The following is a 26,128-nucleotide window of genomic DNA, read 5'->3' as shown; positions in this document are numbered from 1 at the left end:
ATTGATGACATGGCCCTGCATACCTGGCTGATCTATTTCGTGGCAGTGCTCGGCCTGTCGCTGACCCCCGGCCCCAACGGCCTGCTGGCGCTGACCCACGGCGCGCTGTACGGCCACCGCCGCACGCTATGGACCATCGTCGGCGGCATCAGCGGTTTCGTCGCGTTGATGGCGCTGTCGATGTTCGGCATCGGCGCCCTGCTCAAGGCCTCGGCCCACGCGCTGATCGTGCTCAAGGTCGGCGGCGGGCTGTACCTGATCTGGCTCGGCATCCAGCTCTGGCGCGCCGAACCGATGAACCTGCAGCCCACCGAGCAGGCGCAGGCCAAGCCCGGCGCACACCTGCTCCGCCAGGGGTTCTTCTCCGCAGTGTCCAACCCCAAGGTGATTCTGTTCTACGGCGCCTTCCTGCCGCAGTTCCTCGATCCGGCCGGCAATCTGTGGCTGCAGTTCGCGGTGATGGCGGCAACTTTCGCGGTCACCGAGGGCCTCACCGAATACCTGCTGGCGCGCCTCGCGCACCGTGTGCGGCCCTGGCTGGAGCGCAGCGGCAAGGGCTTCAACCGCGCCTGCGGTGGCCTGTTCGGCCTGATGGGCGCAGCCCTGCCGCTGACCCGCTAATCACTGTGCCGGTTGTGGCGTGACCAGCGGCGTCTTGCCGTCCGAGAGCAGCCAGGCGACCAGCGTCGCCGGCGCGCTCTGGCTGGCGTTGCGGGTCACCCGGTGCAGCTGTCCCGGCGCCTCGTACCAGGCGTCGCCGGCCTGGTAGCGCTGCACCGGACCACCGTCCAGCGCCGACTCCACCTCACCGGACACCACCACCACGAACACCGGCCCAGGATGGCTGTGCGGCTTGGAGCTGGCGCCCGGGGCGAACTCGACGCGCAGTGCCTTGGCATTGGCACTCGGAGTGGCTGGCAGACTCGCCTCGGCCACCGGAGTGACCGTCTCGTCGCCCGCGCCGCCGTGGGCCAGGGCGACGCCACTGGCCAGGCTGAACAGTGCGGCGCACATCCACACGGAAGGACTGCGCATGCTCATTTCCCCGGCTGCATGGCGAAACCGACACCGAAGCGGTTCCAGGCGTTGATTGCGGCGATGGCGAAAGTCAGCTCGGCCAGCTCGCGCTCGTTGAACTGCGCGGCGACTTCGCGGTAGATCGCCTCGGGCGCATGTCGCTCGGCGACCAGGGTCAGGGTCTCGGTCCACAGCAGCGCGGCACGTTCGCGTTCGGTGAAGAACGGCGTTTCTTCCCAGGCATTGAGAGCGAAGATGCGCCGCGGCGTTTCTCCGAGCTTGAGCGCATCGGCGGTGTGCAGGTCGATGCAGTAGGCACAGCCGTTGAGCTGCGAGGCGCGAATCTTCACCAGTTCATGCAGCGATTTCTCCAGCGACGATTCGCCCAGGGCTTTCTCCAGGCCCAGCATGGCTTTGAAGGCGTGGGGGGCAGCTTCGGCGTATCTCAGGCGGGTGCTCATGGTCGTTCTCCGGTCGGTGGGGCCCGGCGCAGCGCCGGGGTTGGAGCTACTGTATTGCTCGCAGATATCGAGATAAATTGGCCTTTCCAGGAATCATTGGACGAGAATCCGCACAATGGCTTTCGACCGCTTTGAAGCGATGCGTGCGTTCTGCCGCATCGTCGAACTCGGTAGCTTCACCCGCGCCGCCGACGCCCTCGCGGTGCCGAAGACCACCATGTCCGGGCAGGTGGCGGCGCTGGAGAACCAGCTCGGCGCCAAGCTGCTGCACCGCACCACCCGACGCGTCTCGCCGACCACCGATGGCGCCGCCTACTACGAACGCGCCCGCGCCCTGCTCGACGACATGGACGAACTGGAATCCAGCGTATCCAGCAGTCGCGGCATCGTGCGTGGCCAGGTGCGGGTGGAGATGCCCTCGCCGGTCGGCCGCTTCCTGATCATCCCCGCGCTGCCCGATTTCGTCGCCCAGCACCCGGCAGTGCAGCTCGACATCGGCTGCAGCGAACGGGTCGTCGACCTGATCCAGGAAGGCGTGGACTGCGCCATCCGCGGCGGCCAGATCACCACCCCGGACCTGGTGTGCCGGCCGATCGGCCAGATGCGCTTCGCCCTCTGCGCCGCGCCCGCCTACCTGGCCGGCGCCGCACCGCTGCGCTCGCCCGCCGACCTCGCCGCGCACCGCTACCTGGCTTTCGTGTTTCCCGCCAGCGGCCGGCAGTTCCGCGCCGAGCTGCGCCGCGGCAGCGATTCCTTCGTCATCGAACAGCCGCCGGCGATGCGCTTCAACAGCGGCGGCGCCTACATCGCCGCGGCCGAGGCCGGGCTCGGGCTGGTCTCGGTGCCGCGCGCCGAAGCCGCGCCGCAGCTGGCCAGCGGTGCGCTGGTCGAGGTGCTGGCCGACTGGCGGTTGACGAGCATGCCGATGAGCCTGGTCTATCCCTATTCGCGGCATCTGTCGGCGCGGGTGCGCGCCTTCGTCGACTGGGCCGCCGTGGTGATGCGCACGCACCCGCTGTGGGCGCCCGACAGCCCGGGCGAAGCCGGGTAACATTCACCGCCCAGCCCCACGGACACTCATCATGGCCCGCGCCGCGCCGCCCGACCTCAGCCGCCCCGGCACGCCAGTGCGTGCAGTGGCGCGCAGCTACCCGCGCGGCTTGTACATCGAGCCGCACGAGCACGAGTGGGGCCAGCTGCTCTACGCGATGTCCGGGATCATGTGGGTGGAAACCCCGCACGAGGCGCTGCTGGTGCCGCCGCTGCGCGCGGTGTGGCTGCCGCCCGGCGTGCCGCATGCGGTACGGGTGGTCTCCGAGCTGGAAATGCGCAATATCTACCTGCAGCCCGAGCGCCTGCAGCCGCTGGCGGACACCACTCAGGTGCTGGAGGTCAGTCCGCTGCTGCGCGAGCTGATCGTCGCCCTGGTCGATCAGCAGGGCCGGCCGCAGGCCGACTACTACGACGGCCTCAGCCGCCTGACCCTGCTCGAGCTGCAGCGCGCGCGCCGCTCGCACCTGCGCGTGCCGTTGCCGGACAGCGCCGACCGCCGCCTGCTCGCCCTGTGCCAGGCGGTGATGGCGACGCCGAGCCTGGCGCTGTCGTTCGAGGAACATGCCGCGGCGGTCGGCGCCAGCGTGCGCACCCTCGCCCGGCTGTTCCAGACCCGCCTGGGCATGGGCTTCGCTGAGTGGCGCCGCCAGGTGCAGCTGGCCACCGCGGTCGCCGCGCTGATCCAGGGCACCCCGGTCGGGCGCATCGCCGATAGCCTCGGCTACCGCGCCAACAGCTTCAGCGACATGTTCCGCCGCGAACTCGGCGTTGCACCCTCCGACTATCTGGCCAGCCTCGCCGCCACGGATTGACCGGTATACGGAAGTCTTTGGCCGGTGTCTCTGCCGTTGCCCTTCTAGACTGACTCGCCTGAATCGCCGAGATCGTCGCCATGAGCTACCTGATTTCCCTCGCCGTCGGCCTCGCCGTGGGCCTGCTCTATCACCTGCTCGACGTGCGCTCGCCGGCGCCACCGGCGGTGGCGCTGGTCGGTCTGCTCGGCATGCAGCTCGGCGAACAGCTGCTGCCCTTCGGTCGCCAGTTGCTCAGCCACTGGCTGTCCTGATCCCCCCTCAACAAGGAGACACCCATGCGCGCCCTGCAATTCAACGCCACCGGCGACCTCGCCGCGCTGCACCTGGTCGAGCTGCCGACGCCGGTACCGACCACCGACGAGGTGCTGGTGGAGGTCCGCGCCGCCGGGCTCAACCCCAGCGACGTGAAGAACGTCCTCGGCCGCTTCCCCTACACCACCCTGCCGCGCGTGCCCGGCCGCGACTTCGCCGGGGTGGTGGTGCAAGGCCCGGCAGCGCTGCTCGGCCAGGAAGTCTGGGGCACCGGCAACCAGATCGGTTTCTCCCGCGACGGCAGCCATGCCAGCCACCTGTGCCTGCCGGCCAACGGCGTGGCGCGCAAACCGCAGTCGCTGAGCTTCGCCCAGGCCGCAGCCTGCGGGGTGCCCTACACCACCGCCTGGGATGCTCTGCAGCGCAGCCAGGTGCAGGCCGGCACACGCCTGCTGGTGGTCGGTGCCGGCGCGGTGGCGGCGGCGGCGATCAACCTGGCGGTGGCGCGCGGCGCCGAGGTGCTGGTCGCCGCGCGGCGCGCCGAGGTGCTGCAGGAGTACGAGCAGCGCGGCCTGCCCACGCTGTTGCTCGGCGAACCGGCGCATCTCGGCGGTCAGGTGGAGACCTACTTCCCTGGTGGCGCCGAGGTGATCTTCGACACCACCGGCTTCTGGCTGCCGGCCGCGGTGGCGGCGCTGGCCAGCTTCGGGTGCATCGCCTACATCGCCGCGCCGGTGGATGGCATGGTCCAGCTGCCGGCCCTGGCGCTGTACCGACGTGGCGGCATGCTGGTCGGGGTCAACACCCTGCTGTACAGCACCGCGGATTGCGCAGCGATGCTCGACGGCTTCGGCCAGCTGTTCGACCAGGGCAAGCTGCCGCTGCCTAGCGACCTGCAGGCCGTGCCGCTCAGCGAGGGTCCGACCTGCTACCGCGCGGTGCACGAGGGCAGCACCGCGAAGTTCATCCTCCAGCCCTGAGGCGCAGCGGCGCGCGTTTGCAGCGTCGGCGCGGAACGGTAAGCTGTCTAGCCTGCGGTGGCCCGGCGCATTCCAACGGGCCGCCTTCTCCTGCCGGCGCCGGCAGCCGCTCTCGGTCGAACGGAATCCGCATGCCCTTTCTGCTCATTGCGCTGTTGCTGTTGACCGGGACTGTCATGGCCGAGCAGCGTCCGCTGCGCTTCTCGATCAGCGACAGCTGGGCGATGCCGATGGTGCGCATCGAAGACGGCCGGGCCACTGGCGGCATTCTCTACGACCTGCAGACGCGCCTGGCGCAGAAGGTCGGCCGCCAGGCCGAGCAGCTGGTCAGGCCGCGCAAGCGCGTGCAGCAGATGCTCGCGCGCGGCGAGATCGACGTGCGCTGCTACGTCAACCCGGACTGGTTGCGCGAGTCGCACTACCAGTACATCTGGAGCGTGCCGTTCATGATGCACCGCGACATGCTGGTGGCGCCGACGCCGACCCAGGTGCGCCCGGAACAGCTGCACGATGAGGTGATCGGCACCGTGCTCGGCTTCAGCTACCCGCGCCTGGAGCCGCTGTTCGCCAGCGGCCAGCTGCAGCGCGACGACGCACGCACCCAGCTGCTGACGCTGAGCAAGTTGAGCGCCGGGCGCAATCACTACGCGGTGAGCAACGAGCTGGCGCTGGCCTGGTACAACCGCCAGCGGCCGTCCAGCGAGCCGCTGTACGCGGTAGAGCAGATTTCCGAGGACCTGGTCGCCTGCATCGTGCGCGACGAGCCGGATGTGCCGACCATGGCACTGCTACGCGCGCTGGTGCGGATGAAGCAGGACGGCGAGTTCGACGCCATCCTGGCCCGCTACCGCTGAACTACAGGTCCAGCTCGCCGCCGGCCAGCATGCACAGCGCGGTGAAATCGAGAATCTCGGTCTCCCGCCGCTCGATGCGCAGCAGGCCCTGCTTCTGCAGGCGCGAGAAGCTGCGCGAAACGGTTTCCACCGCCAGGCCCAGGTAATCGGCGATGTCGTGCCGCGACATGCTCAGGCGAAAGCGCAGCGCGGAGAAGCCGCGCTCGCGAAAGTGCGCGGACAGGTTGAGCAGGAACGCGGCGATCCGCGAATCGGCATTGAGCCGCGACAGCAGCAGCTTCATCTGCTGGTCCTCACGAATCTTCTGACTCATCAGCAGCATCATCTGGTGCGCCAGACCCGGCGTGCGCTCGGACAGTCGCTCCAGCTCGTCGAACGGAATGCGGCTGCACAGGGTTTTCTCCAGCGCCTGGGCGGACACCGGAAAGTGCCCTTCGCCGATGCCGGAGAAGCCGAAGATTTCCGTGGGAAAGTAGAAACCGGTGATCTTCTCCAGGCCCTGTTCACTGGTGGCGAAGGTCTTCACCGAGCCGGAGCGCACCAGGAACACGCTGTCGAACGGGTCGCCCTGGCGAAACAGGTACTCGCCGGCGTTGAGCAAACGCCCGGGTTTGATGATCGCTTCGAGTTCGTGGAAACGGTCCTCGCCGAGCGATGGCGGGGCCAGGCGGCAGTTGCGGCAATAGGGTTCCGGCGTGGTCACGTGGTTCATCAGGCTCCCCCAGAGAGCGTGCGCGCGCACGGTCCCGGTGCGACGCTTCTGCTATGACCTTAGCAACTGCTGCCGCAGATCACCCGCGCGGGCGCTGGCGCAACGGCTCGAGCAAGGCGCCCAGGCCGTTGTGGTCGATCTCATGCATCAGCGCCAGCAGGCGGCCCAACTCGCCCGCGGGAAAGCCTTCGCGGGCGAACCAGCCGAGGTAGTTGGCGGGCAGGTCGGCGATCAGCCGCCCCTTGTACTTGCCGAACGGCATGGCGCGGGTCAGCAGCAATTGCAGGTCTTCAGGCTTCACAACGGGTCTCGCGGCAGGTCAGGGCGTATCCGGGCGAATGGCGAAGCCGCCGGTGTTCTCGCTGACGATACGGAAGCGGTAATTCTCCCCCGCCGCCACCTGCACCGCCAGCTCGCGGTTCAGTCGGCCCTTGCCACACAAGGTTTCGTCCTGGGCATCGGCGGCGATGCCGACGATCCGATCACCCGCCGGCACCTGGAAGGTGGCGACTTCGCCGACGCCGATGCGCGCCGCCAGCTGCCGGTCGACGCGCACCTCGACGTAGCAGCCGCCGCCGAGGAAGCCGAGGTCGCGGTTGACGACGATCTCGCCGCCTGCCGCCTCGCTCTGCTGGAAGGCCAGCAGCCGCTCGCTCGGCACGGCTTGCACGCGATCCGGGTCGGCGCGGTACGACGAACAGCCGGCCAGCAACGTCAAAGACAAGAGGGTAACGATCGATCGCATGTCCAGCTCCTTGGGCGATGGGTCCAGGCAGTATTGGAGATACCTGCCCATCGCTCAAGTTTGCCGGCGCACGCGCTTCAGAACTCCAGGGTGCCGGACAGCTTGATCAGGCGCGGCTCGCCCTGGGTCAGGTAGCCGCCGAACGACGAGGCCCAGTATTCCTCGTCAGTCAGGTTCTCCACGTTGAGGCGTACCGTGACGTCGCGCGCCGCGGCCTGGAAGCTGTAGCGCGCGCCGACGTCGAAGCGGTTCCAGGTTGGGATGCTCAGGGTGTTGGCGGCATTCACCTCCTGGCCGCCGGTGCGCAGCATGCGTGCGTTGAGCGCCAGGCCGTCGAGGCCGGGCACGTCCCAGTCGGCCGAGGCGTTGAACTGGAAGCTCGGCACGCCGATCGCGTCGTTGCCGTCGTTGAGGCCGTCCTCGGTGTCCTCCAGCTCGGTGTCCATCACCGTCACCCCGCCGATCAGGCGCAGGCCGTTGAGCGGCTCACCGAACAGATTCAGCTCGACGCCCTTGTTGACCTGCTGGCCGTCGCGGACGAACACGTTGTCGGCATTGGTGAAGCCATCGGCCGGCTGCTCGATGCGGTACACCCCGAGCGTCGCGCCGTAGCTGCCCATATCGACCTTGACTCCGGCCTCGATCTGCTTGGTGCGCGCCGGCGAGAACACCTCGCCGACGTTGACCGTGTTGGCCGGCGCAGTCGGCCCCTGGGCCAGACCCTCGATGCGGTTGATGTAGAACGCCACGTGCTCCCAGGGTTTGAGGACGATGCCGTACACCGGGGTGGTGATCGACTCGTCGTACTTGGCGTTGCGCGCACCGTCGAAGCCCGGCACCCGCACGCCGTTGAAGCCGTCGTAGTTGTAGCCCTGCACCAGCAGCGACTGGCGACGCAGGCCGATGGTCACCAGCAGGCGATCGTCGCTGAAGCCGAGGGTGTCGGAAATCGCCGCGCTGCGTGTGGTGGTCTTGCCGGTCACCGCCGGATCATGGTCGTCGCCGCCGCGGAAGGTGCCCGGCAGGTTGGGCGGCGCCACGTCGACCGGGTCGTAGAGGTTGCTCGGCCGGGTACTGAGGTCGAAGTCGAAGGCGTTCTTCTGCTGCGCCCAGATACCGGCCAGGCCGAGGTTGATCTTGTGACTGACCGGCCCGGTCCAGGCCTCGCCGTTGAGCCCGGCCATCACCGAGGTGTTGTCCTCGTCGTGGGGAATGAACGAGCCGGACACCGCGGTGGTGCCGGCCTCGTCGAGCAGGCGCACGGTGGTGTAGCGGCCGACTTCGCGAGTGTGCTTGGCGCCACCCGCGGCGTACAGGGTCCAGTCGTCATTGAGGTCGTACTCGATGCGCGACATGCCAAAGGTGTCTTCCAGCTCGGTGAAGTTCCAGTCCGGCGCGTAGTTGGTGTCGGCGTCCGGGGCGTCGGGAATCGAGGTCAGCCCGGCACCGAGCTGGACGATGTTGCGCCCGCCGTTGACGCGCTGCTTCTGGTAGGCGAAATCGCCGGACCAGCGGAACGCATCGCCGCGGTAATCCAGGCCGATGGCGAACAGCTTGGTGCGCTGGGGCTCGTCGTCGACCGCCGTCTCGCCCTCGCGCTGGCCGAGGTTGAGGCGCGCGCCGAAGCGGCTGTCGGCGCCGAAGCGCTGGCCGAGGTCGAGGTGCTCGCCGACTCGGCCTTCGCCGCTGACGTCGAGGGTGAAGCGGCGAATCGGGTCGTCCTGGGCGCGTTTGGGCTGCAGGTTGATGCCGCCACCGATGCCCGAGCCGGTGGGGGTCACGCCGTTGATGAAGGCATTCGGCCCCTTGAACACCTCGACCCGCTCGAGCGCGTCGGTGGAGATGATCTGCCGCGGCAGCACGCCGTACAGGCCGTTGTAGGAAATGTCATCGGTGTTCACCGGAAAGCCGCGAATGACGAAGACCTGTGCGGCGTTGGCGAAGCCCGAGGCCTGGCGCACCGATGAATCGTTGAGCAGCACCTGACCGATGTCCTCGGCCTGCTGGTCCTCGATCAGCGCCTCGGTGTAGCTGCTCATGCTGAATGGCACATCCATGATGTCCTGGTTGCCCAGCACACCGAGCTGGCCGCCGCGGGCCACCTGGCCGCCCTGGTAGACCGGCGGCAGGGCGTTCTGGGCGCGCTGATCCTCGATGCGGGTTTCGCCGAGCACCACGGCGCCGGCCTGCCCCTCCGCTGCTTCCCGCTCGGCCTCGGGCGCCGCCTCGGCAGCCAGGCTCAGGGAACAGCACAACGCCAACCAGTTGAGACGCACGGGAACGGAATTAGCCATGTCGCAACCTCGCCAGAAAAGTTGGCCGGTTACCGGACACCTGTCTGACCCGCCGCCTTCCGGTCAGACCCGGCGCTCCAAATAGCAACCCCTTGCTGTTGCGGTGCCACCCTATTTGCGATGCAGTCGCATCAGCGTAGGTGGCTGTGCAAATTTTGGCCACTGCGCCGGCGCAGTTTGCGCACCACGAATCGCCATCTGCCTGTCATCGCCGCTTAACCCAGCCCGCCTACCCTCGGCTTGCTTGCCCATCGGCTGGGGCCAGGTATCGCCTGGCGGTAGTCCCGGAACGCTGCATTCCACTCCGAATAACGCCTTTGCACAGGGATTTCGCCCATGACCATTCGTACCCCGCTGGCTGTTTCCATCGCCCTCTCCGCCGCCCTGCTGGGCAGCGCGGTGCCCGCCTTTGCCGACAAATCCGCCGACAGCAAGAGCCTGCTCAACCGCCAGGCGCGCGGCGAGCTCAGTGAATTCGGCGGCGCCCGGCGCGTCACCGGTGATCTCACCGACGCCGTGCGTGCCTCGCTGTCCGAGCGCAAGGTGAAGAACGTCATCCTGCTGATCGGCGACGGCATGGGCGATTCGGAAATCACCCTGGCGCGCAACTACGCCGAGGGCGCCGGCGGCTACTTCAAGGGCATCGACGCCCTGCCGATCACCGGTCAGTACACCCACTACGCACTGCACAAGGACACCGGCCTGCCGGACTACGTAACCGACTCGGCGGCCTCCGGCACCGCCTGGGCCAGCGGCGTGAAGACCTACAACGGCGCCATCGGCGTGGACATCCACGAGCAGCCGCACGCCACCCTGCTGCAACTGGCCAAGCTGCGCGGCAAGGCCACCGGCAACGTCTCCACCGCCGAGCTGCAGGACGCCACCCCGGCCGTGCAGGTCGCCCACGTCACTGGCCGCAAGTGCTATGGCCCGGTGGCCACCAGCGCCCAGTGCCCGAGCAACGCCTTGGAGAACGGCGGCCGCGGCTCGATCACCGAACAGCTGCTCGACACCCGTCCGGACGTGACCCTCGGCGGCGGCGCGGCGACCTTCAAGGAAACCGCCAAGGCCGGCAAATGGCTCGGTAAGACCCTGCGCGACCAGGCCACGGCGCGCGGCTTCCAGGTCGTCGAGAACCTCAACGCGCTGAAACAGGTGCGCAGCGCCAACCAGAAGCAGCCGCTGCTCGGCCTGTTCGCCGCCGGCAACATGCCGGTGCGCTGGCTGGGCCCGAAGGCCAGCTACCACGGCAACCTCAACCAGCCTGCGGTGACCTGCCAGCCCAATCCGGAGCGGGTCAGCAGCCTGCCGAGCCTGGCCGAGATGACCGGCAAGGCCATCGAGTTGCTGAAGGACAACCGCAACGGTTTCTTCCTGCAGGTCGAAGGCGCCTCGATCGACAAGCAGGACCACGCCGCCAACCCGTGCGGGCAGATCGGTGAGACCGTCGACCTCGACGAAGCCGTGCAGAAGGCCCTGGCCTTCGCCAAGGCCGATGGCCACACGCTGGTCATTGTCACCGCCGACCACGCCCACACCAGCCAGATCGTCGCCCCGGAAACTTCGGCGCCCGGCCTGACACAGCTGCTCACCACCAAGGACGGCGCGCCGATGGCGGTCAGCTACGGCACCTCGGAAGGCGACTCGCAGGAACACACCGGCAGCCAGCTGCGCATCGCCGCCTATGGCCCGCGCGCGGCCAACGTCACCGGCCTGACCGACCAGACCGACCTGTTCTTCACCATCGTCAATGCGCTGGACCTGAAGTAAACGGACCGCGTGCCGCCCGCTCCCCACAAAGCGGGCGGCGCGCCGATGCGCGGCGAGTTGCTGCAGCGCAGCTCACCTAGACTCAACACAGATCGCCGAGCCCGGCGGATGCTCCGCCCCCTGCCATTGCCTCGCGCGCTCGATGTGCCGCCGCCCCGAGCCCTCCCCGGAGCGGACGATTCCGCCGGCGACGTCGTCGCGACTCGCCGCCCACGGCGCCCCTCTAGACCCGCTAGAGGCCCCGGAGGTATCCGATGAACACACTGCTGCTCCCGAGCGGGCTGCTCGCCTGCTTGCCGCTGATGGCCGCCGCCGAACTGCAACAGGACCTCAACGGCCTGGCCATCACCACCCTGCTCGGCGCCGCGCCGATCCACGCGGTGGAAGGCTCCGCCATCAGCCGCGGCGCCAGCCAGATCCTGCGCGTCACCAACCAGAGCGGGCAGACCGTCGAGTGCCGGGTGCAACCGGGACTGGCCGATGCCATGCGGCCGCTGGGCCGCAGCCTGACGCTGCCACCGGGTGATACCGCGACCCTGCTGGTCGACAGCCGCCCGATCGGCCGCGACACCGACGCCCGGCTGTTCTGCACCGCCGAAGACGAACGCCCCGGTTAGCCGGGCATGAAAAAGGGCGTGCCGGATGTCGGCACGCCCTTGCTCGGCAACTCCGCGCCAGCGCGCGTATCAGGCTCAGCCCTGGATGCGTTTGACCAGGCGCGCCTGGAGCTGCTCCAGTTCGCCGGCATCGGCGCGGTTGGTGGCGTGAATGCCGAGTTTCTCGCCGGCCATGCGCGGGATGATGTGCACGTGTATGTGGAACACCGTCTGCCCGGCCGGTGCGCCGTTGAACTGCGCCACCTGCACGCCGTCGGGCTGCAGCTCGTCGACGATCACCTGGGTGAGCTTCTGCACCGCGAGCATCATCTTGCTCAGGTTATCCGCGTCGATCTCCAGCAGGTTGCGTGCCTCGGCGCGCTTGGGGATCACCAGGGTGTGGCCGTAGGACTGCGGGAACAGGTCGAGAAAGGCCAGCACGTCGTCGTCTTCATACAGCTTGTAGCAAGGGGCATCGCCGCGAATGATCTGGGCGAAGATGTTCTGCGAATCGTAGTCGCCGTGCAGGCTCATGAAAGGACTCCACTTCCGGGTGATCGAGGGGGCAAACCATACCGGCTTCCGCCGGCGGGGAAAACGCCGGCGTGGCGGAACAGAGCGCCTGCCGGCCGCGGAACCAAGCCCTTGCGCTACTCCACCAGTTCGATGCGATCGGCGTGAATGACGATCAGGCCCTGCTTGAACAGGCCGCCGATAGCCTTCTTGAAGTTGCCCTTGCTGACCCCGAAGCGGTGGCTGATCTCCGCCGGCTCGCTCTTGTCGCTGACGAACAGCACCCCGTGGTTGTCGCGCAGCTGCTGGAGAATGCTCTCGCTCAGCGCGTCCGCGGCCTGGCGCCCGACCGGCTGCAGGCTCAGGCTGATCTTGCCGTCGGCGCGAACCTCGCGGATGTAGCCCTGGCCACGGAAGCCCAGGCGCAGCGGCTTGAACATCTCGTTCTTGTGCACCAGCGCCCAGTGCTGGTTGTCGAGGATCACCTTGACGCCCATCGGCGAGCGCTCGGCAGCGAGGAACTCCACCGCCTGACCGACCTTGTAGCTGTGCGGGGTCTTGTCCAGGTAACGGTCCAGCCGCGCGGTGGCGACGATGCGCTTGGTGTGCTTGTCCAGGTAGACGTGCACCACGCAGTAGTCGCCGACCTTCAGCTCGCGCTTCTCTTCGGAGAACGGCAGCAGCAGGTCCTTGGGCAGGCCCCAGTCGAGGAAGATGCCGAAGTTGTTGATCTCCGCGACCTTGAGGCTGGCGAACTCGCCGACCTGCACCTTGGGCTGTTCGGTGGTGGCGATCAGGCGGTCGTCGCTGTCGAGGTAGACGAACACGTTCAGCCAGTCCTCGACCTCGCTCGGCACGTCCTTGGGCACATACCGGTTGGGCAGCAGGATCTCGCCGTCCGGCCCGCCATCCAGGTACAAGCCGAAATCGGCCTCTTTGACCACCTGCAAACTGTTGTAACGCCCCACTAAAGCCATAATCGATCACCTCGTTGCGAGGTGGGGATTCTAGCCGAGATCGGCCCTCGCCACGCCGGCAAACACGACACGAACAGCGCACTGCGAGACGCTGACTGCACGCGGACCGCAACTGGCGATGGATGACAACTGTCTGGCCGCAGCCATTTGGTGAATAATCGCCTGTCCCTTGCCCGAGCCCGACCGATGACCAGCCCCCGCCCGAAAGACCCGCTGCACGGCATCACCCTCAAGGCCATCGTCGAAGCCCTGGTTGCCCACTACGGCTGGGAGCGCCTCGGCGAGCTGATCCCGATCCGCTGCTTCCAGAGCGAGCCGAGCGTCGAGTCGAGCCTGAAGTTCCTGCGCAAGACCCAATGGGCGCGGGAAAAGGTCGAAGGCCTGTACGTCGCCAAGGTCGCACCGAAACTCGCCAGCAAACCTGCCACGCCCTGACCCTCCCTGGAACGCCGCCCCATGTATCGTCGCCTGAGCCTCGCCCTGCTGATCTCGTTGTCCTTCGCCGCGCAGGCCAAGGTGGAAGTCCAAGCCGTCCAGCACGCGCGTCTCGGCCCGGTGCTGGCGGTCAAGGTCTCCGAAGACATCGCCCCCGGCGACTACGAAGCCCTGCTCAAGGGCCTGCGCGCCAACCCCGGCAAGTTCGCGCGCAAGGTCCTGCTGCTCGACACCATCGGCGGCAGCGTCGCCGAGGCCACGCGCATGGGCCGCCTGCTGCGCGAGTACAGCTTCGATGCACTGGTGCCGGAAGACGGCATCTGCCAGGGCAGCTGCATCTACCTGCTCGCCGCCGGCAAGAAGCGCACCGCGCGCGGCCCGGTCGGCCTGCACCGTCCGTATTTCCCGGGCGGCGATTCGGCACGCGACCTCGCCGGCGGCGGCGACGCGAGCCGCTACCTGCGTGAGATGGGCGTGGCGCCGAGCCTGGCGCAGGACATGCAGCAGATCGCACCGCAGAACATGCGCGCACTGTCGCAGGCCGACCTGACCCGCTACCGGCTCAACTGAGCCGACCCGCGGATTGGCTCGCAGCGCCCGCTTCCCCTAGTATTGCCGCCCCTTCGATCCCGCCGAGCGCGGCGCACCACGCTGCCGCCACAGGAACAGCATGAAACTCGCCCGTCTACGCGCCGATGTCCTGGCCGGACTCACCACGTCCTTCGCCCTGGTTCCCGAGTGCATCGCCTTCGCCCTGGTCGCCCACCTCAATCCGCTGATGGGCCTGTACGGCGCCTTCATCATCTGCACGCTGACCGCGCTGTTCGGCGGTCGGCCGGGGATGATCTCCGGCGCGGCCGGCTCGATGGCGGTGGTGATCGTCGCCCTGGTGGTGCAGCACGGCGCGCAGTACCTGCTCGCCACGGTGCTGCTCGGCGGCCTGCTGATGATCGCGTTCGGTGCGCTGCGCCTGGGCAAACTGGTGCGCATGGTGCCGCACCCGGTGATGCTCGGTTTCGTCAACGGCCTGGCCATTGTCATTGCCCTCGCCCAGCTCGAACATTTCAAGCAGGGCGACGCCTGGCTCGCCGGCACGCCGCTGTACTGGATGCTCGGCCTGGTCGCGCTGACCATGGCCGTCGTGTACCTGCTGCCGCGTCTGACCCGCGCGGTGCCGCCAGCGCTGGTGGCGATCCTTGGCGTCGGCCTGCTCACCTACGGCCTCGAGCTGCCGACCCGCACCCTCGGCGACATGGCGCACATCGCCGGTGGTCTGCCGAGTCTTGCCCTGCCGGACATCCCGTGGAGCCTCGACACGCTGCGCATCATTGCCCCCTATGCCGTGCTGATGGCCCTGGTCGGCCTGCTGGAAACCCTGCTGACCCTCAACCTCACCGACGAAATCACCCAGAGCCGTGGCCACACCAACCGCGAGTGCGTGGCGCTCGGCGCGGCGAACATTGCCTCCGGGCTGTGCGGCGGCATGGGCGGCTGCGCGATGATCGGCCAGACCATGATCAACCTCAGCTCAGGCGGTCGCGGGCGGCTCTCCGGGGTGGTCAGCGGGGTGATGATCCTGCTGTTCGTGCTGTTCTTGTCGCCGCTGATCGAGCGCATCCCGCTCGCCGCGCTGGTTGGGGTGATGTTCGTGGTCGCCCAGCAGACCTTTGCCTGGGCCTCGCTGCGGGTGGTCGGCAAGGTGCCGACCCATGACGCGCTGGTGATCGGCGCAGTAACGATCATCACCGTGTTCACCGACCTCGCCACCGCGGTGCTCTGCGGCATCGTCATCGCCGCGCTGAACTTCGCCTGGCAGCACGCCCGCGAGCTGTACGCCGACAGCGACCTGCAGGCCGACGGCAGCAAGCTGTACCGCCTGCACGGCACGCTGTTCTTCGCGTCCACCGCCCCGTTTCTCAGCCACTTCGAGGTGGCCGACGACCCCGCCCAGGTGACCCTCGATTGTCGCCACCTGAGCTTCGTCGACTACTCGGCGATCGCCGCGCTGAAAACCCTGCGCGAGCGCTACGCCCTGGCCGGCAAGCAGCTGCGCGTGGTGCACCTGTCGGAACGCTGCAAGCAACTGCTCAAGCGCGCGGGCATCCAGCACTAGAGCCGGGCGAACTTCTGCCGGTACTCCGCCGGCGTCAGCCCGGTCAGCTCCTTGAACATGCGCCGCAGGTTGGAATCGCTGCTGAAACCCAGCTCGGCGCTGATGCTGCTGACGGGCAGCGCCGTCAGGGTCAGACGTTCGCTCACCTGGTTCAGTTTGACCCGTCGGGCAAAGGTCGCGAGCGGCCGGCCGGTTTCGCTGCTGACCCGCCGCGCCAGGGTGCGTTCGGAGATGCCGAGCCGGCTCGCCAGCACCGCCACGCGGATCTGCTCGGCGGGTAGCTGCTCGATCAAGGCATGCAACTGGCGCAGCAGCGTGCCGGACTGTTCCATCAGGCTCGCGCCCTGAAACGCGGCGTGCGGCAACGCTGGTCGCGGCAGCACCATCAGCCGGGTGAGATCGCGAAAGATCGCGGCGCTGACCCGTCGCTCGATCAGCGCCTGGGCAATCGGCAGGTAGCCGTTCACCCCCGAGGCCGTGGCGGTCTTGGCGTTGAAAATGCAGTTCTGCTCGCTCTGCCAGTGCACCTTCGCGTGGCGCTGGCGCATGGTTTCCGCGAGCCACCAGGTCACCGTGGCCGGTTGGCCGTTCAACCGACCGGCTGCCGCGAGCAGGCAGACACCAGTGCAGTAACTCCACAGCTGCAGGCGCTTGCCAGCCTCCGCCAGGGCGCGCACCAGCGCCAGGTGCGCGTCGAGCAGCGCGTCCACCTGCGGCGCCGACTCCGCCCAGAAACCGGGCACCAACAAGGCGTCGAGTTCGACGCGCTCGAGACTGTCGGTGGCCAGCAAGCTCACCCCGTGGGCACAGGCAACCGGCCCCGCGTGCAGGGCGACATGGCGGGCCTCGAATAGCGTACGGCCGACGCGCCGATTGCTGGCATGCAGCAGGTCGGCGAAGGCGAACAGGCCCGCAGGCATGCAGTCGGGGTACAGCAGCAAACCGATGCGCAAGGGAGCAGCCATGGCTTAATCCGAATCAAATATGTCTGATCCTGCCATTATGGCCAGGCGCGCGGGTCCGCACCATGGGCACTCACTCAGAGGGCTTCCGATGAACATTCAGCAGATCCGCAATGCCACACTCATTCTCGAACTGGGCCCGCACCGCGTCCTCGTCGACCCGATGCTGGCGCGCAAGGATGCACTGCCGCCGCTGCGCCTGTTTGGCGCGCGGCAACGCAATCCGCTGGTCGAGCTTCCCGCCGAAGCCGACGCGGCGCTCGAGGGTGTCACCCATTGCCTGATTACCCATTGCCAGAAGGGCCACTTCGACCACCTCGATCGCGCGGCCATCCGCTGGCTGCGGAGCAAGCAGCTGCCGGTGATCTGTACACCTCACGATGCGCCGCACCTCGCCCGGCTCGGCCTGAACGTCCTGCCGCTCGGCGCGGACCACACGCAACCGGGTGAGTTTCTCGGCGGCCGTATTCGCACGGTGCGCTGCACCCATGGCTACGGCGTGGTTGGCCGGCTGATGGAGCACGGTGTCGGCTATCTGATCGAGCTGCCTGACGCGCCGAGCCTGTACCTGGCCGGCGATACCGTGCTGACGCCGACGATTCGCGAGTTCGTCTCGCGGCACCAGCCCGACGTCAGCGTGGTGCCGGCTGGCGGCGCGCGTTTCGACCTGGGCGGCGACATCATCATGGGTATCGACGAGGTCATCGAGTTCGTCCGCCTGTCGCGCGGCACTGTGGTGGCCAATCACCTGGAGGCCATCAGCCACTGCCCGGTGAGCCGTGCCGCACTCGCTGAAGCCGCGCGCCGAGCCGGTGTCGCGCAGCGTCTGCGCATTCCGGCGGACGGTGAAACGCTGAGCTTCGAGGTGCCGGTGGCGCGTCGCCACGCGGGGTGAGTCAGCCGCGCGCCCTCTCCGCCTAACGGCGCTGCAGGGCGTCCAGCCAGGCCGGATCGAAGCGGTTCTGTTCGACGTCGAGACCGCGCAGCAGCATCGCCTCGCGGTGCGCATCGATCTCGCGCACCTGCTGGCTGAGCTCGCTGGAGTTGCCGTCGAGCTGATGCATCTGGGTCAGGCCGAGGTGGTAGAAGCGCAGCAGCTTCATCGCATTGCTGTCGCCGGCGGCGACGCCAGCCTTCACCAGATGCATGACATTGGTGATGCGCATCAGGCTGCGCTTGAGCCGCCAGCCATAGGCGGCGGCCGCCATGATCGGCCGGTGCCACAGTTGCAGGCGTATCACGGCGATAGTCAGGCCCATGCCCAACAGCACGCCAAGCAGGTTCCATTTGAAGTTGGTGCCAGGCGCGCCGCCGAACAGCTGGGTGCTGGCGGTGGCGCAGAGCATGGCCAGCACCAGGAAGATGGCGATCACCACGAAGGCGCTGCGGCGGGTCTGCTGGCGATAGCGTTCGGGGCTGATGGGCTGGATTTCGAACATGCGGCGAGGTCTCGCGAGTGGGCGATAAAAAGGTCGCCACCATAGCGCCACTGGCCAAAACGGGACAGGCGAATCTGCCCGTTGGCGGCTAGTAAGGATAGTGAAAGTGCGGAAGCGCCAGGGTTAGCTTCGGTATTGTCCGAGACCTTGCGCCCGAGAAGATGGCGGCAAGCGCAAACCGCTGAAAAGAAAAGACCTGACCCGGATCGCCCGGGTCAGGTACAGGCTAGCGACTGATTGCGGAGGGCTTCAGACCGCTCGCGCCAGTTCGAAGCGATCGAGGTTCATCACCTTGGTCCAGGCGGCGACGAAGTCACGCACGAAGGTCTTCTCCGCGTCACGGCTGGCATACACCTCGGCCAGAGAGCGCAGCTGCGAGTTCGAGCCGAACACCAGGTCGACGATGGTCGCCTCGCTCTTCAGCTCGCCGCTCTTCGGATCGCGCCCTTCCAGCACGCCAGGGTTGGCGGCGGACTTCTGCCACTTGGTGTTCATGTCGAGCAGGCTGAGGAAGAAGTCGTTGCTGAGGGTTTCCGGACGCTTGGTGAAGCCCTCGCGGCGGGTGTGTCCGACGTTGGCATTCAGCGCCCGCAACCCGCCGACCAGCACGGTCATCTCCGGCGCGCTGAGAGTCAGCAAGTTGGCCTTGTCGACCAGCAAGGCGGCCGCGAGCTGTTCGTTGCCCTTGCGCAGGTAGTTGCGGAAGCCGTCGGCAATCGGTTCCAGCACGGCGAACGATTCCACGTCGGTCTGTTCCTGGGTGGCATCGGTGCGGCCCGGCGAGAACGGTACCTTCACGTCATGCCCGCCCTTACGCGCCGCTTCCTCGACCGCAGCCGAGCCGGCCAGCACGATCAGGTCGGCCAGCGAGACTTTCTTGCCACCGGCGGCGGACGCGTTGAACTCCTGCTGGATCGCTTCGAGCTTCTGCAGCACCTTCGCCAGTTGCGCCGGCTCGTTGACCTCCCAGTCCTTCTGCGGGGCCAGGCGAATGCGCGCACCGTTTGCCCCACCGCGCTTGTCGGTGCCGCGGAAGGTCGAGGCCGAGGCCCAGGCAGTGGTGACCAGTTGCTGGATGGTCAGCCCGGAGGCGAGCACCTTGGCTTTCAGCGCCGCGATGTCCTTGTCGTCGACCAGCGGGTGATCCACGGCGGGCACCGGGTCTTGCCAGATCAGCTCTTCCTTGGGCACGTACTTGCCCAGGTAGCGGCTGCGCGGGCCCATGTCGCGGTGGGTCAGTTTGAACCAGGCGCGGGCGAACGCATCGGCGAACTCGGCCGGGTTGTCCTTGAAGCGCCGGGAGATCTTCTCGTAGATCGGGTCCATGCGCATGGCCATGTCGGCGGTAGTCATCATCGGCGCGTGGCGCTTGCCGGGAATGTGCGCGTCCGGCACCAGGTTCTCCGCTGCCGGGTCCTTGGGCTTCCACTGGTTGGCGCCGGCCGGACTCTTGGTCAACTCCCACTCGTGACCGAACAGCGTCTCGAAGTAGCTGTGGTCCCAGGTGGTCGGCGTCGGCGTCCAGGCGCCCTCGATGCCGCTGGTGATCGCGTGGGCGCCCATGCCACTCTCGTAGCTGCTCTTCCAGCCGAGGCCGAGGTCTTCGATCTCGGCGCCTTCCGGCTCGCGCCCGACGTGGGTCGCGGGGCCGGCGCCATGTGCCTTGCCGAAGGTGTGGCCACCGGCGGTGAGGGCGACGGTTTCTTCATCGTTCATGGCCATGCGCTTGAAGGTCTCGCGCACGTCGCGCCCCGAGCCGATCGGGTCGGGATTGCCGTCCGGGCCTTCGGGGTTCACGTAGATCAGGCCCATCTGCACGGCGGCCAGCGGGTTTTCCAGTTGTCGGTCGCCGGAATAACGGCTGTTGGGTTTGTCACTGGTCGCCAGCCATTCGGTTTCCCCACCCCAGTACACGTCGTCCTGCGGCTCCCAGATATCCGGCCGACCACCGCCGAAGCCGAAGGTCTTGAAGCCCATCGACTCGAGCGCAACGTTACCGGCGAGGATCATCAGGTCGGCCCAGGAGAGTTTGCGGCCGTACTTCTGCTTGACCGGCCACAGCAGGCGGCGCGCCTTGTCGAGGTTGCCGTTGTCCGGCCAGCTGTTCAGCGGCGCAAAGCGCTGCTCGCCGGCCCCAGCACCGCCGCGACCGTCAGAGACCCGGTAGGTACCGGCGCTGTGCCAGGCCATGCGGATGAACAGTGGCCCGTAGTGACCGTAGTCGGCCGGCCACCAGGGTTGCGAGTCAGTCATCACCGCGTGCAAGTCCTGGATCACGGCGTCCAGGTCGAGCGAGTTGAATTCTTTGGCGTAGTCGAAGCCTTTTTCCATTGGGCTGGCCAATGGTGAGTGCATATGCAGCACCTTCAGGTTCAGCGCTTCGGGCCACCAGTTGGTGCTCGCGCCACCAGCCAGGTTGCGCTTGTGAGCGCCCGAGAATGGGCATGATTCAGCGGTCATGGTTATCTCCTCTCGTTCTTGTAGTTCACCTTACGACTCAATCCAGCTTGGACGCTGGGGACGGACCGTACAAATAGGTTTTGGAAATGAACCTGATAGTAGCCAGGGCATGTGAAGGCCATGTAACAGCGCGCCCCTGAGCAGGGGAGGCAGGCGCCTGCCGCGGGCTTGAGAAGCGTCAGCCGTAATGCCCGCACGATGTTGCGCGGCGTGGCGAGGCCCGGTCCTAACACATCCCGCGTGCTGACGCCCCATGCAATCAGAACGATGGACCGACCGGTTGATCGTCGCCGCACGGGTTCGTACACAACCCGACAGGAGGTCGCCCCTGCCCTTGACGTGCGGTGGCGTTTCCGGGAATCTATTTACATCGCATGCGATCTAGTCGTATGCGAACACAAGATATGACCTACCCCACTGTGAGAATTCGTCCCATGAGCAAGATCGAAAAAGTCCTGGTAACCGGCAAAACCCACACCACCGCCAGCAGCGCCGGCATCACCGCCCGTGGCCACGACGGCAGCCTGGACATCCAGCTCTCCTCGCCCTCCCTGGGTGCCGAGCCACTGCATGTGTTCTCCGCCGTCCAGCCGCACCCGACTGCGGAGCAACTGTTCGCCGGCGCCTGGTCGGCCTGCTACATCGCCGCCGTCGGCCTGGTGGCCAAGCAGATGAAGCTGACCCTGCCGGCCGATCTGGCGGTGGACATCGAAGTTGACCTGGGCCAGACCGGCTCGGCCTATTTCCTCCAGGCGCGCCTTACGCTGCGCGCACCGGGCCTGACCCATGACGTAGCGACCAACCTGGCCCACGCCGCCGATGAAATCTGCCCCTACTCGAAAGCCACCCGCGGCAACATCGAGGTGGCACTGAACGTCCTCACCGCGTGATCGACCCGCGCGGCCGGTGCGACGCTCGCCGTCGCAGCGGTCTCGTGGCCACTTTCGCAAGCGCCCGCCCCATCCCGGTGTGAAAACCGCGGTGGGGCGCCGTCGCGCAGGCCGCAGCATTCCGACACAATCGCATGCGAGGTATATTCCCCGCTTTGCCATCGCTAGGAGCCAGCCCGTGAAAGCCACCGACAAGGACGCACCCGAGCCTCTCAAGCTCGCCGACTTCCTGTGTTTTGCGGTCTATTCCGCGAACCTCGCCTTCGGCAAGGCCTACAAGCCGATGCTTGAGCGGCTCGGCCTGACCTACACGCAGTTCATCACCATCGTGGCGCTGTGGGAGACGGACAACCAGACCGTGGGCAGCCTGGGCGAAAAGCTGTTTCTCGAATCGAACACCCTCACGCCGATCCTCAAGAAGCTCGAGGCGATGGGTTATCTGGAACGCCAGCGCGACCCGGCGGACGAGCGTCAGGTGCGCATCAACCTGACCAAGAGTGGTCGGCAGCTACGCGAAGGCCATCCGGAGCTGAGCCTCGCCGACGCCACAGGCCTGGCGCCGGAGGAGTTTGGGCAGATGCAGAAGGCCATCGTCGCGCTGCGCAACAACCTCATCCGCTCGACGAAGTCGGCGGAGTAAGCACGCCAGCGCGCCGCAGCTACAGCGTCAGGCCTCGACGCTGCTCCACTGCTTGCTCATCCGCTTGTCCGACACCGCCAGCTTGGTGCCCAGTTGCTGGGCGAACAGCGATACGCGGTATTCCTCGAGCATCCAGCGATACAGCACCAGCTCCGCGGCGCGCTTGCCCTCCTGGGCATGCTTGGCGGCGCGCGCCTTGTACTGCTCCCAATAGCCGGTGAGTTCGCCGGTCCACACGCGGTCGCGCTGCAGCTGGGCGCCGACCTTGTCGAGGCGCTGGTCGATGGCCTTCAGGTAGCGCGGCACTTCCTTCAGCCACTCGCCGGGGGTTTCCCGGACGAAGCCCGGATAGACCAGGTTGGCGAGCTGCTGCTTGATGTCGTTGAGCGCCATGGCCTGGGCCAGGTCGATCTTGCCCTTGAAGCGCTTCTGCAGGCCGTGGGCAAGCTTGAGGATGTCCAGCACCAGCTTGGCCAGGCGCTCGGCGTGGGCGGTCCAGTCGCCGCGCTTCTGTTCGGCGAGGGTCGCCAGCGCAGCGCCGTCGCGTGGCAGCGGCGCGACGCCGTCGAGGATGCAGCTGTCCAGGCTGGCGAGGAGGATGTCCTCGACCAGCGCCTCGACGCGGCCCAGGTCGCGGTACAGCAGGCCGAGCTCGGTGAGCCCCGGCAGCTTGCCGCGCAGGAACTTGGCCTGTTCGCCGAGCTGTTGCAGCAACAGGCGCTGCAGCGCGCGGCGGTGCTGGAAGTCGGCTTCGGCCTGGGTCGGGAAGCGCCCCTCCTTGACCACTCCGCCCTCCTCCACCAGCGCCGGGAACACGGTCATGGAGAGTCCGGCGATCTTCTGCTGGGTCTTCTCGGCGACCTGGGCGAAGCCCTTGGCTTCCACCGCTTTCTGTTCCTTGGCCTGCTGCGGAATCGCCAAGGCAGCCTGGCTGGCCTCGTTGAAGCGTGCGGTGAGCTCGGCGAGGTCGCGGCCTTCGCCAAGGAACTTGCCGCGCGCGTCGACCACTTCAAGGTTCATCTTCAGGTGGTTTTCCAGCTGCACTTCGGCCTCGGCCCAGGCCTCCTCCGCCACCCGTGCGCCGGTCATGCGCTGCAGCTCGCGGCCCAGTGCCTCGCTCAGCGCGCCCTCGCCGAAGGTGATCTTGGCCAGCGCGGCGCCGACGAAGTCCGGCACCGGCACGAAGTTCTTGCGCAGCGCCTTGGGCAGGTTGCGCACCAGCGCCACGCACTTGGCTTCCAGCAGGCCGGGCACCAGCCACTGCAGGCGCTCGGCCGGCAATTGCGGCAGCAGCGGCGCCGGCACGCGCATGGTCACGCCGTCGCGCGGGTGGTTGGGCTCGAAGTGGTAGCTCAGCGGCAGTTGCAGCTCGCCGAGGCGCAGGCTGTCCGGGTACTGCGCGGCGGTGACTTCCTTGGCGTCGCGGGCGAGGACGTCTTCCTCGCGCATGATCAGCAGCTGCGGCTGCTGCTCGCCCTCGCGCTTGTACCAGCTCTCGAAGCTGGCGGTCTGGTAGATGTCCGCCGGCAGGCGCGCGTCGTAGATGGCGAACAGGGTTTCCTCGTCGGCGAGGATGTCGCGGCGGCGCGCCTTGGCTTCCAGCTCGTCGAGGCGCTCGAGCAGCTGGCGGTTGGCGCTCAGGCACTTGGCGCGGCTGTTGATCTCGCCACGCACCAGGCCCTCGCGGATAAACAGTTCGCGCGCCACCACCGGGTCCTGCGGACCGTAATGCACGGCGCGGCGGCCGACCACGATCAGCCCGTACAGGGTGACCTGCTCGAAGGCCACCACCTGGCCGCGCTTCTTCTCCCAGTGCGGTTCCAGGTAGTTGCGCTTGACCAGGTGCTCGGCCAGCGGCTCCAGCCAGTCCGGCTCGATCTTGGCGACCATCCGCGCGAACAGCTTGGTGGTCTCCACCAGCTCGGCGGCCATCACCCACTGTGGGCGCTTGCGGCCGATCACGCTGGACGGGTGCAGCCAGAAGCGCCGCTGGCGGGCGCCGAGGTAGTCGCCGTCTTCGGTCTTCTGGCCGATCTGGCTGAGCAAGCCGCTGAGGATCGCCTTGTGCACCGCGACATAGCTCTTGGCACGCTGCGCGGCCTCGCTGGCCTCGGCCTGCTCGCGGACGATGACGTTGACCTTGGTGTCGGTGGTCGGCTTGGCCTGCTGCGCGGCCTGGACCGTCTGGCCTGGCTTCGCGGAGCGGTCGCCCTTGTCGCGGGGATGGCCGCTGCCATCCGCCTTCCTGCCGCCCGACAGCTGCAGCTCGCGGGCAATCAGCACCAGCTGGCGGTGCGCGTCGCGCCATTCGCGCAGGCGCAGGTAGTTGAGGAAGTTCTTCTTGCACCAGTTGCGCAGCGGGTTGCTGCCCAGCTCCTGGCGTTTCTCCTCGAAGCCGCGCCACAGGTTGATCAGCGCGGCAAAGTCCGAGTCGACATCCTTCCACTGCGCGTGCGCCTGGTCGGCGGCCTGCTGGCGCTCCATCGGCCGTTCGCGCGGATCCTGCACGGACAGCGCGCTGGCGACGATCAGCACCTCGTCGAGGCTGCCGAGCTTGGCCGCCTCGAGAACCATGCGACCGAGACGCGGGTCGATCGGCAGGCGCGCCAGCTGGCGGCCAATCGGCGTCAGCTGGCTCTCGCGGTTGACCGCCGAGAGCTCCTGCAACAGGGTGAACCCGTCGCTGATCGCCTTGCCATCCGGCGGCTCGATGAACGGAAAATCGCCGATCTCGCCGAGGCGCAGATGGAGCATCTGCAGGATCACCGCGGCGAGGTTGGTGCGGAGAATTTCCGGGTCGGTGAACTCCGGACGACCGAGGAAATCCTCCTCGCTGTACAGGCGCACGCAGATACCCGGCTCGACCCGTCCGCAACGGCCCTTGCGCTGGTTGGCGCTGGCCTGCGAGACCGCCTCGATGGGCAGCCGCTGGACCTTGGCGCGGTAGCTGTAGCGGCTGATCCGCGCGGTGCCGCTGTCGATCACGTAGCGGATGCCGGGCACGGTCAGCGAGGTCTCGGCGACGTTGGTGGCGAGGACGATCTTGCGCCCGGCCATCGGCGCGAAAATCTTCTGCTGCTCGGCCGGGGTCAGCCGTGCGTACAGCGGCAGCACCTCGGTGAATTTCAGGTTGGCCTTGCGCAGCACTTCGGCGGCGTCGCGAATCTCCCGCTCGCCGGGCAGGAACACCAGCACATCGCCGGGGCGCTTGCCCTCGCTGCGCTCGAACGCCGCGATCTCATCCAGCGCGGCGAGAATGCCCTGGTCGACGGTGAGGTCGTCGAGCAGGCGCTCGCCCTCCTCGTCCACCTCGGCGGCCAGCGGGCGATACCAGGTGTCGACCGGGTAGGTGCGACCGGATACTTCGACGATTGGCGCTCCAGCGAAATGCGTGGAAAAGCGCTCCAGATCGATGGTCGCCGAGGTGATGATCACCTTCAGGTCCGGACGCCGTGGCAGCAGGGTCTTCAGGTAGCCGAGCAGGAAGTCGATGTTCAGCGAACGCTCGTGGGCCTCGTCGACGATGATCGTGTCGTACTTCTCGAGGAAGCGGTCGTGCTGGGTCTCGGCGAGCAGGATGCCGTCGGTCATCAGCTTGATCAGCGTGCTGTCCTTGCTCTGGTCCTCGAAGCGCACCTGATAGCCGACCAGCTCACCGAGCGGCGTGCCGATCTCCTCGGCGACCCGCGTGGCGACGCTGCGCGCCGCCAGGCGACGCGGCTGGGTGTGGCCGATCAGGCCGTGCTGGCCGCGGCCGAGCTCCAGGCAGATCTTCGGCAACTGGGTGGTCTTGCCCGAGCCGGTCTCGCCGGCAATCACCAGCACCTGATGCTTCTGCAGCGCGGCCTTGATCTCATCGCGCTTGGCGGCGATCGGCAGGGCATCGTCGTAGCGCATCGGCGGCACGCTCTGCCGGCGCGCCTCGACCTTGGCGCACGAGGCCTGGAAGCGCTCCAGCCACTGCGCCAGCTTCGCCTCGTCCGGCTGCGCCGAGTGCTTGTGCAGCTCGTGCAGTTGGCGACGCAGGCGATGACGGTCGGCGATCAGCGCACGGTCGAGGTTTTTCAGCAGGGAATCGAGGGAGGCGATATCGGTCATCGGGCAGGCGCGGGCATTCGGGAAAGGCCGCGATTGTCGCAGATTTGGCCGC

General features: G+C 67.5%; 26 protein-coding genes. 14 read left to right on the top strand and 12 right to left on the bottom strand.

All coding sequences use genetic code 11. The features are described 5' to 3' along the window. Window positions 1-9: 9 nt before the first annotated feature. A complete protein-coding gene (locus JQX08_RS07765; protein WP_204915719.1) occupies window positions 10-621 on the top strand; it encodes a LysE family translocator in 612 nt (203 codons plus the stop codon). Here the strand turns inward: JQX08_RS07765 and JQX08_RS07760 are convergent, their stop codons facing one another. Continuing rightward, window positions 622-1,035, bottom strand: coding sequence for a cupin domain-containing protein (locus tag JQX08_RS07760; protein WP_204915718.1), 414 nt, complete (start codon window positions 1,033-1,035; stop codon window positions 622-624). A 2-nt stretch (window positions 1,036-1,037) separates the two neighbouring features. Then, complete coding sequence (locus tag JQX08_RS07755) at window positions 1,038-1,478, bottom strand: carboxymuconolactone decarboxylase family protein (RefSeq protein WP_204915717.1); 441 nt, start codon at window positions 1,476-1,478, stop codon at window positions 1,038-1,040. 115 nt (window positions 1,479-1,593) lie between these two features. Here JQX08_RS07755 and JQX08_RS07750 point away from each other — a divergent pair, with 115 nt between their 5' ends. The 5 genes from JQX08_RS07750 (at window position 1,594) to JQX08_RS07730 (ending at window position 5,432) form a co-directional block, all read left to right on the top strand. Continuing rightward, window positions 1,594-2,529 (top strand): LysR family transcriptional regulator, encoded by a 936-nt coding sequence (locus JQX08_RS07750; RefSeq protein ID WP_204915716.1) that lies wholly within the window; start codon window positions 1,594-1,596, stop codon window positions 2,527-2,529. Between the two features lie 31 nt (window positions 2,530-2,560). Then, window positions 2,561-3,343 (top strand): AraC family transcriptional regulator, encoded by a 783-nt coding sequence (locus JQX08_RS07745; RefSeq protein WP_204915715.1) that lies wholly within the window; start codon window positions 2,561-2,563, stop codon window positions 3,341-3,343. Between the two features lie 80 nt (window positions 3,344-3,423). Further along, window positions 3,424-3,597, top strand: coding sequence for a DUF1427 family protein (locus JQX08_RS07740; protein ID WP_204915714.1), 174 nt, complete (start codon window positions 3,424-3,426; stop codon window positions 3,595-3,597). Between the two features lie 24 nt (window positions 3,598-3,621). Then, window positions 3,622-4,578 carry a quinone oxidoreductase family protein gene (locus JQX08_RS07735; protein WP_204915713.1) on the top strand — a complete coding sequence of 319 codons (957 nt, stop codon included), beginning with the start codon at window positions 3,622-3,624 and terminating at the stop codon, window positions 4,576-4,578. 131 nt (window positions 4,579-4,709) lie between these two features. Continuing rightward, window positions 4,710-5,432: a substrate-binding periplasmic protein gene (locus JQX08_RS07730; RefSeq protein WP_204915712.1), complete on the top strand. Its 723-nt coding sequence runs from the start codon at window positions 4,710-4,712 to the stop codon at window positions 5,430-5,432. Window position 5,433: 1 nt separating this feature from the next. On the opposite strand, the gene JQX08_RS07725 is transcribed toward JQX08_RS07730, so the two are convergent. From JQX08_RS07725 to JQX08_RS07710, 4 genes are all read right to left on the bottom strand, one after another. After that, window positions 5,434-6,144, bottom strand: a complete 711-nt coding sequence (locus JQX08_RS07725; RefSeq protein ID WP_204915711.1) for a helix-turn-helix domain-containing protein — start codon at window positions 6,142-6,144, stop codon at window positions 5,434-5,436. 79 nt (window positions 6,145-6,223) lie between these two features. Beyond that, on the bottom strand, window positions 6,224-6,445 hold the full coding sequence (locus tag JQX08_RS07720) for a putative quorum-sensing-regulated virulence factor (RefSeq protein ID WP_204915710.1): 222 nt from the start codon (window positions 6,443-6,445) through the stop codon (window positions 6,224-6,226). An 18-nt stretch (window positions 6,446-6,463) separates the two neighbouring features. Continuing rightward, on the bottom strand, window positions 6,464-6,889 hold the full coding sequence (locus tag JQX08_RS07715) for a 3-isopropylmalate dehydratase (RefSeq protein ID WP_204915709.1): 426 nt from the start codon (window positions 6,887-6,889) through the stop codon (window positions 6,464-6,466). 77 nt (window positions 6,890-6,966) lie between these two features. Further along, window positions 6,967-9,183, bottom strand: coding sequence for a TonB-dependent receptor (locus JQX08_RS07710; protein ID WP_204915708.1), 2,217 nt, complete (start codon window positions 9,181-9,183; stop codon window positions 6,967-6,969). Between the two features lie 336 nt (window positions 9,184-9,519). Between JQX08_RS07710 and phoA the strand changes: the two genes are divergently transcribed. Both phoA and JQX08_RS07700 read left to right on the top strand, forming a co-directional pair. Beyond that, window positions 9,520-10,953: an alkaline phosphatase gene (gene phoA / locus JQX08_RS07705; protein ID WP_204915707.1), complete on the top strand. Its 1,434-nt coding sequence runs from the start codon at window positions 9,520-9,522 to the stop codon at window positions 10,951-10,953. Between the two features lie 254 nt (window positions 10,954-11,207). After that, window positions 11,208-11,570, top strand: a complete 363-nt coding sequence (locus JQX08_RS07700) for a hypothetical protein (RefSeq protein ID WP_204915706.1) — start codon at window positions 11,208-11,210, stop codon at window positions 11,568-11,570. Between the two features lie 75 nt (window positions 11,571-11,645). On the opposite strand, the gene JQX08_RS07695 is transcribed toward JQX08_RS07700, so the two are convergent. Beyond that, entirely contained in the window at window positions 11,646-12,083 is a 438-nt protein-coding gene (locus JQX08_RS07695) for an HIT family protein (RefSeq protein ID WP_204915705.1), read from the bottom strand. Between the two features lie 116 nt (window positions 12,084-12,199). Further along, window positions 12,200-13,039 carry a CvfB family protein gene (locus tag JQX08_RS07690; RefSeq protein WP_204915704.1) on the bottom strand — a complete coding sequence of 280 codons (840 nt, stop codon included), beginning with the start codon at window positions 13,037-13,039 and terminating at the stop codon, window positions 12,200-12,202. 186 nt (window positions 13,040-13,225) lie between these two features. Between JQX08_RS07690 and JQX08_RS07685 the strand changes: the two genes are divergently transcribed. The 3 genes from JQX08_RS07685 to JQX08_RS07675 all read left to right on the top strand — a co-directional run bounded on the left by JQX08_RS07685 (window position 13,226) and on the right by JQX08_RS07675 (window position 15,587). Beyond that, on the top strand, window positions 13,226-13,474 hold the full coding sequence (locus JQX08_RS07685) for a VF530 family protein (protein WP_204915703.1): 249 nt from the start codon (window positions 13,226-13,228) through the stop codon (window positions 13,472-13,474). A gap of 21 nt (window positions 13,475-13,495) precedes the next feature. Further along, window positions 13,496-14,044, top strand: a complete 549-nt coding sequence (locus JQX08_RS07680; RefSeq protein WP_204915702.1) for a COG3904 family protein — start codon at window positions 13,496-13,498, stop codon at window positions 14,042-14,044. Window positions 14,045-14,144: 100 nt separating this feature from the next. Beyond that, the gene (locus JQX08_RS07675) at window positions 14,145-15,587 is read left to right on the top strand and encodes a SulP family inorganic anion transporter (protein ID WP_204915701.1); all 1,443 of its coding nucleotides are present in this window, start codon (window positions 14,145-14,147) and stop codon (window positions 15,585-15,587) included. Here JQX08_RS07675 and JQX08_RS07670 read toward each other — a convergent pair. Then, complete coding sequence (locus tag JQX08_RS07670; protein ID WP_204915700.1) at window positions 15,584-16,552, bottom strand: GlxA family transcriptional regulator; 969 nt, start codon at window positions 16,550-16,552, stop codon at window positions 15,584-15,586. The genes JQX08_RS07675 and JQX08_RS07670 overlap by 4 nt on opposite strands. 88 nt (window positions 16,553-16,640) lie before the next feature. On the opposite strand from JQX08_RS07670, the gene JQX08_RS07665 reads away from it, so the two are divergent. Further along, complete coding sequence (locus JQX08_RS07665; RefSeq protein WP_204915699.1) at window positions 16,641-17,444, top strand: MBL fold metallo-hydrolase; 804 nt, start codon at window positions 16,641-16,643, stop codon at window positions 17,442-17,444. A gap of 22 nt (window positions 17,445-17,466) precedes the next feature. On the opposite strand, the gene JQX08_RS07660 is transcribed toward JQX08_RS07665, so the two are convergent. Together JQX08_RS07660 and katG are read right to left on the bottom strand one after the other, a co-directional pair. Beyond that, the gene (locus JQX08_RS07660) at window positions 17,467-17,988 is read right to left on the bottom strand and encodes a DUF3087 domain-containing protein (protein WP_204915698.1); all 522 of its coding nucleotides are present in this window, start codon (window positions 17,986-17,988) and stop codon (window positions 17,467-17,469) included. Window positions 17,989-18,237: 249 nt separating this feature from the next. Next, window positions 18,238-20,448: a catalase/peroxidase HPI gene (gene katG / locus JQX08_RS07655; protein WP_204915697.1), complete on the bottom strand. Its 2,211-nt coding sequence runs from the start codon at window positions 20,446-20,448 to the stop codon at window positions 18,238-18,240. Window positions 20,449-20,882: 434 nt separating this feature from the next. Here katG and JQX08_RS07650 point away from each other — a divergent pair, with 434 nt between their 5' ends. Then, window positions 20,883-21,338: an Ohr family peroxiredoxin gene (locus tag JQX08_RS07650; RefSeq protein ID WP_204915696.1), complete on the top strand. Its 456-nt coding sequence runs from the start codon at window positions 20,883-20,885 to the stop codon at window positions 21,336-21,338. A 178-nt stretch (window positions 21,339-21,516) separates the two neighbouring features. Then, window positions 21,517-21,978: a transcriptional regulator, SarA/Rot family gene (locus tag JQX08_RS07645; RefSeq protein WP_204915695.1), complete on the top strand. Its 462-nt coding sequence runs from the start codon at window positions 21,517-21,519 to the stop codon at window positions 21,976-21,978. Between the two features lie 27 nt (window positions 21,979-22,005). Here JQX08_RS07645 and hrpA read toward each other — a convergent pair whose 3' ends face one another. After that, window positions 22,006-26,076, bottom strand: coding sequence for an ATP-dependent RNA helicase HrpA (hrpA, locus tag JQX08_RS07640; protein WP_204915694.1), 4,071 nt, complete (start codon window positions 26,074-26,076; stop codon window positions 22,006-22,008). Window positions 26,077-26,128 lie beyond the last annotated feature (52 nt).

Origin of the sequence: Zestomonas insulae (genome assembly GCF_016901015.1) — a bacterium.
GTDB lineage: Bacteria > Pseudomonadota > Gammaproteobacteria > Pseudomonadales > Pseudomonadaceae > Aquipseudomonas > Aquipseudomonas insulae.
This window is presented reverse-complemented; position numbering and strand designations above follow the sequence as displayed.

Bases quoted from the DNA above. Each gene is read 5' to 3' on its own strand.
- JQX08_RS07765 (WP_204915719.1), top strand. From the start codon at position 10: ATGGCCCTGCATACCTGGCTGATCTATTTCGTGGCAGTGCTCGGCCTG.
- JQX08_RS07760 (WP_204915718.1), bottom strand. From the start codon at position 1,035: ATGCGCAGTCCTTCCGTGTGGATGTGCGCCGCACTGTTCAGCCTGGCC.
- JQX08_RS07755 (WP_204915717.1), bottom strand. From the start codon at position 1,478: ATGAGCACCCGCCTGAGATACGCCGAAGCTGCCCCCCACGCCTTCAAA.
- JQX08_RS07750 (WP_204915716.1), top strand. From the start codon at position 1,594: ATGGCTTTCGACCGCTTTGAAGCGATGCGTGCGTTCTGCCGCATCGTC.
- JQX08_RS07745 (WP_204915715.1), top strand. From the start codon at position 2,561: ATGGCCCGCGCCGCGCCGCCCGACCTCAGCCGCCCCGGCACGCCAGTG.
- JQX08_RS07740 (WP_204915714.1), top strand. From the start codon at position 3,424: ATGAGCTACCTGATTTCCCTCGCCGTCGGCCTCGCCGTGGGCCTGCTC.
- JQX08_RS07735 (WP_204915713.1), top strand. From the start codon at position 3,622: ATGCGCGCCCTGCAATTCAACGCCACCGGCGACCTCGCCGCGCTGCAC.
- JQX08_RS07730 (WP_204915712.1), top strand. From the start codon at position 4,710: ATGCCCTTTCTGCTCATTGCGCTGTTGCTGTTGACCGGGACTGTCATG.
- JQX08_RS07725 (WP_204915711.1), bottom strand. From the start codon at position 6,144: ATGAACCACGTGACCACGCCGGAACCCTATTGCCGCAACTGCCGCCTG.
- JQX08_RS07715 (WP_204915709.1), bottom strand. From the start codon at position 6,889: ATGCGATCGATCGTTACCCTCTTGTCTTTGACGTTGCTGGCCGGCTGT.
- JQX08_RS07710 (WP_204915708.1), bottom strand. From the start codon at position 9,183: ATGGCTAATTCCGTTCCCGTGCGTCTCAACTGGTTGGCGTTGTGCTGT.
- phoA (WP_204915707.1), top strand. From the start codon at position 9,520: ATGACCATTCGTACCCCGCTGGCTGTTTCCATCGCCCTCTCCGCCGCC.
- JQX08_RS07700 (WP_204915706.1), top strand. From the start codon at position 11,208: ATGAACACACTGCTGCTCCCGAGCGGGCTGCTCGCCTGCTTGCCGCTG.
- JQX08_RS07695 (WP_204915705.1), bottom strand. From the start codon at position 12,083: ATGAGCCTGCACGGCGACTACGATTCGCAGAACATCTTCGCCCAGATC.
- JQX08_RS07690 (WP_204915704.1), bottom strand. From the start codon at position 13,039: ATGGCTTTAGTGGGGCGTTACAACAGTTTGCAGGTGGTCAAAGAGGCC.
- JQX08_RS07685 (WP_204915703.1), top strand. From the start codon at position 13,226: ATGACCAGCCCCCGCCCGAAAGACCCGCTGCACGGCATCACCCTCAAG.
- JQX08_RS07680 (WP_204915702.1), top strand. From the start codon at position 13,496: ATGTATCGTCGCCTGAGCCTCGCCCTGCTGATCTCGTTGTCCTTCGCC.
- JQX08_RS07675 (WP_204915701.1), top strand. From the start codon at position 14,145: ATGAAACTCGCCCGTCTACGCGCCGATGTCCTGGCCGGACTCACCACG.
- JQX08_RS07670 (WP_204915700.1), bottom strand. From the start codon at position 16,552: ATGGCTGCTCCCTTGCGCATCGGTTTGCTGCTGTACCCCGACTGCATG.
- JQX08_RS07665 (WP_204915699.1), top strand. From the start codon at position 16,641: ATGAACATTCAGCAGATCCGCAATGCCACACTCATTCTCGAACTGGGC.
- JQX08_RS07660 (WP_204915698.1), bottom strand. From the start codon at position 17,988: ATGTTCGAAATCCAGCCCATCAGCCCCGAACGCTATCGCCAGCAGACC.
- katG (WP_204915697.1), bottom strand. From the start codon at position 20,448: ATGACCGCTGAATCATGCCCATTCTCGGGCGCTCACAAGCGCAACCTG.
- JQX08_RS07650 (WP_204915696.1), top strand. From the start codon at position 20,883: ATGAGCAAGATCGAAAAAGTCCTGGTAACCGGCAAAACCCACACCACC.
- hrpA (WP_204915694.1), bottom strand. From the start codon at position 26,076: ATGACCGATATCGCCTCCCTCGATTCCCTGCTGAAAAACCTCGACCGT.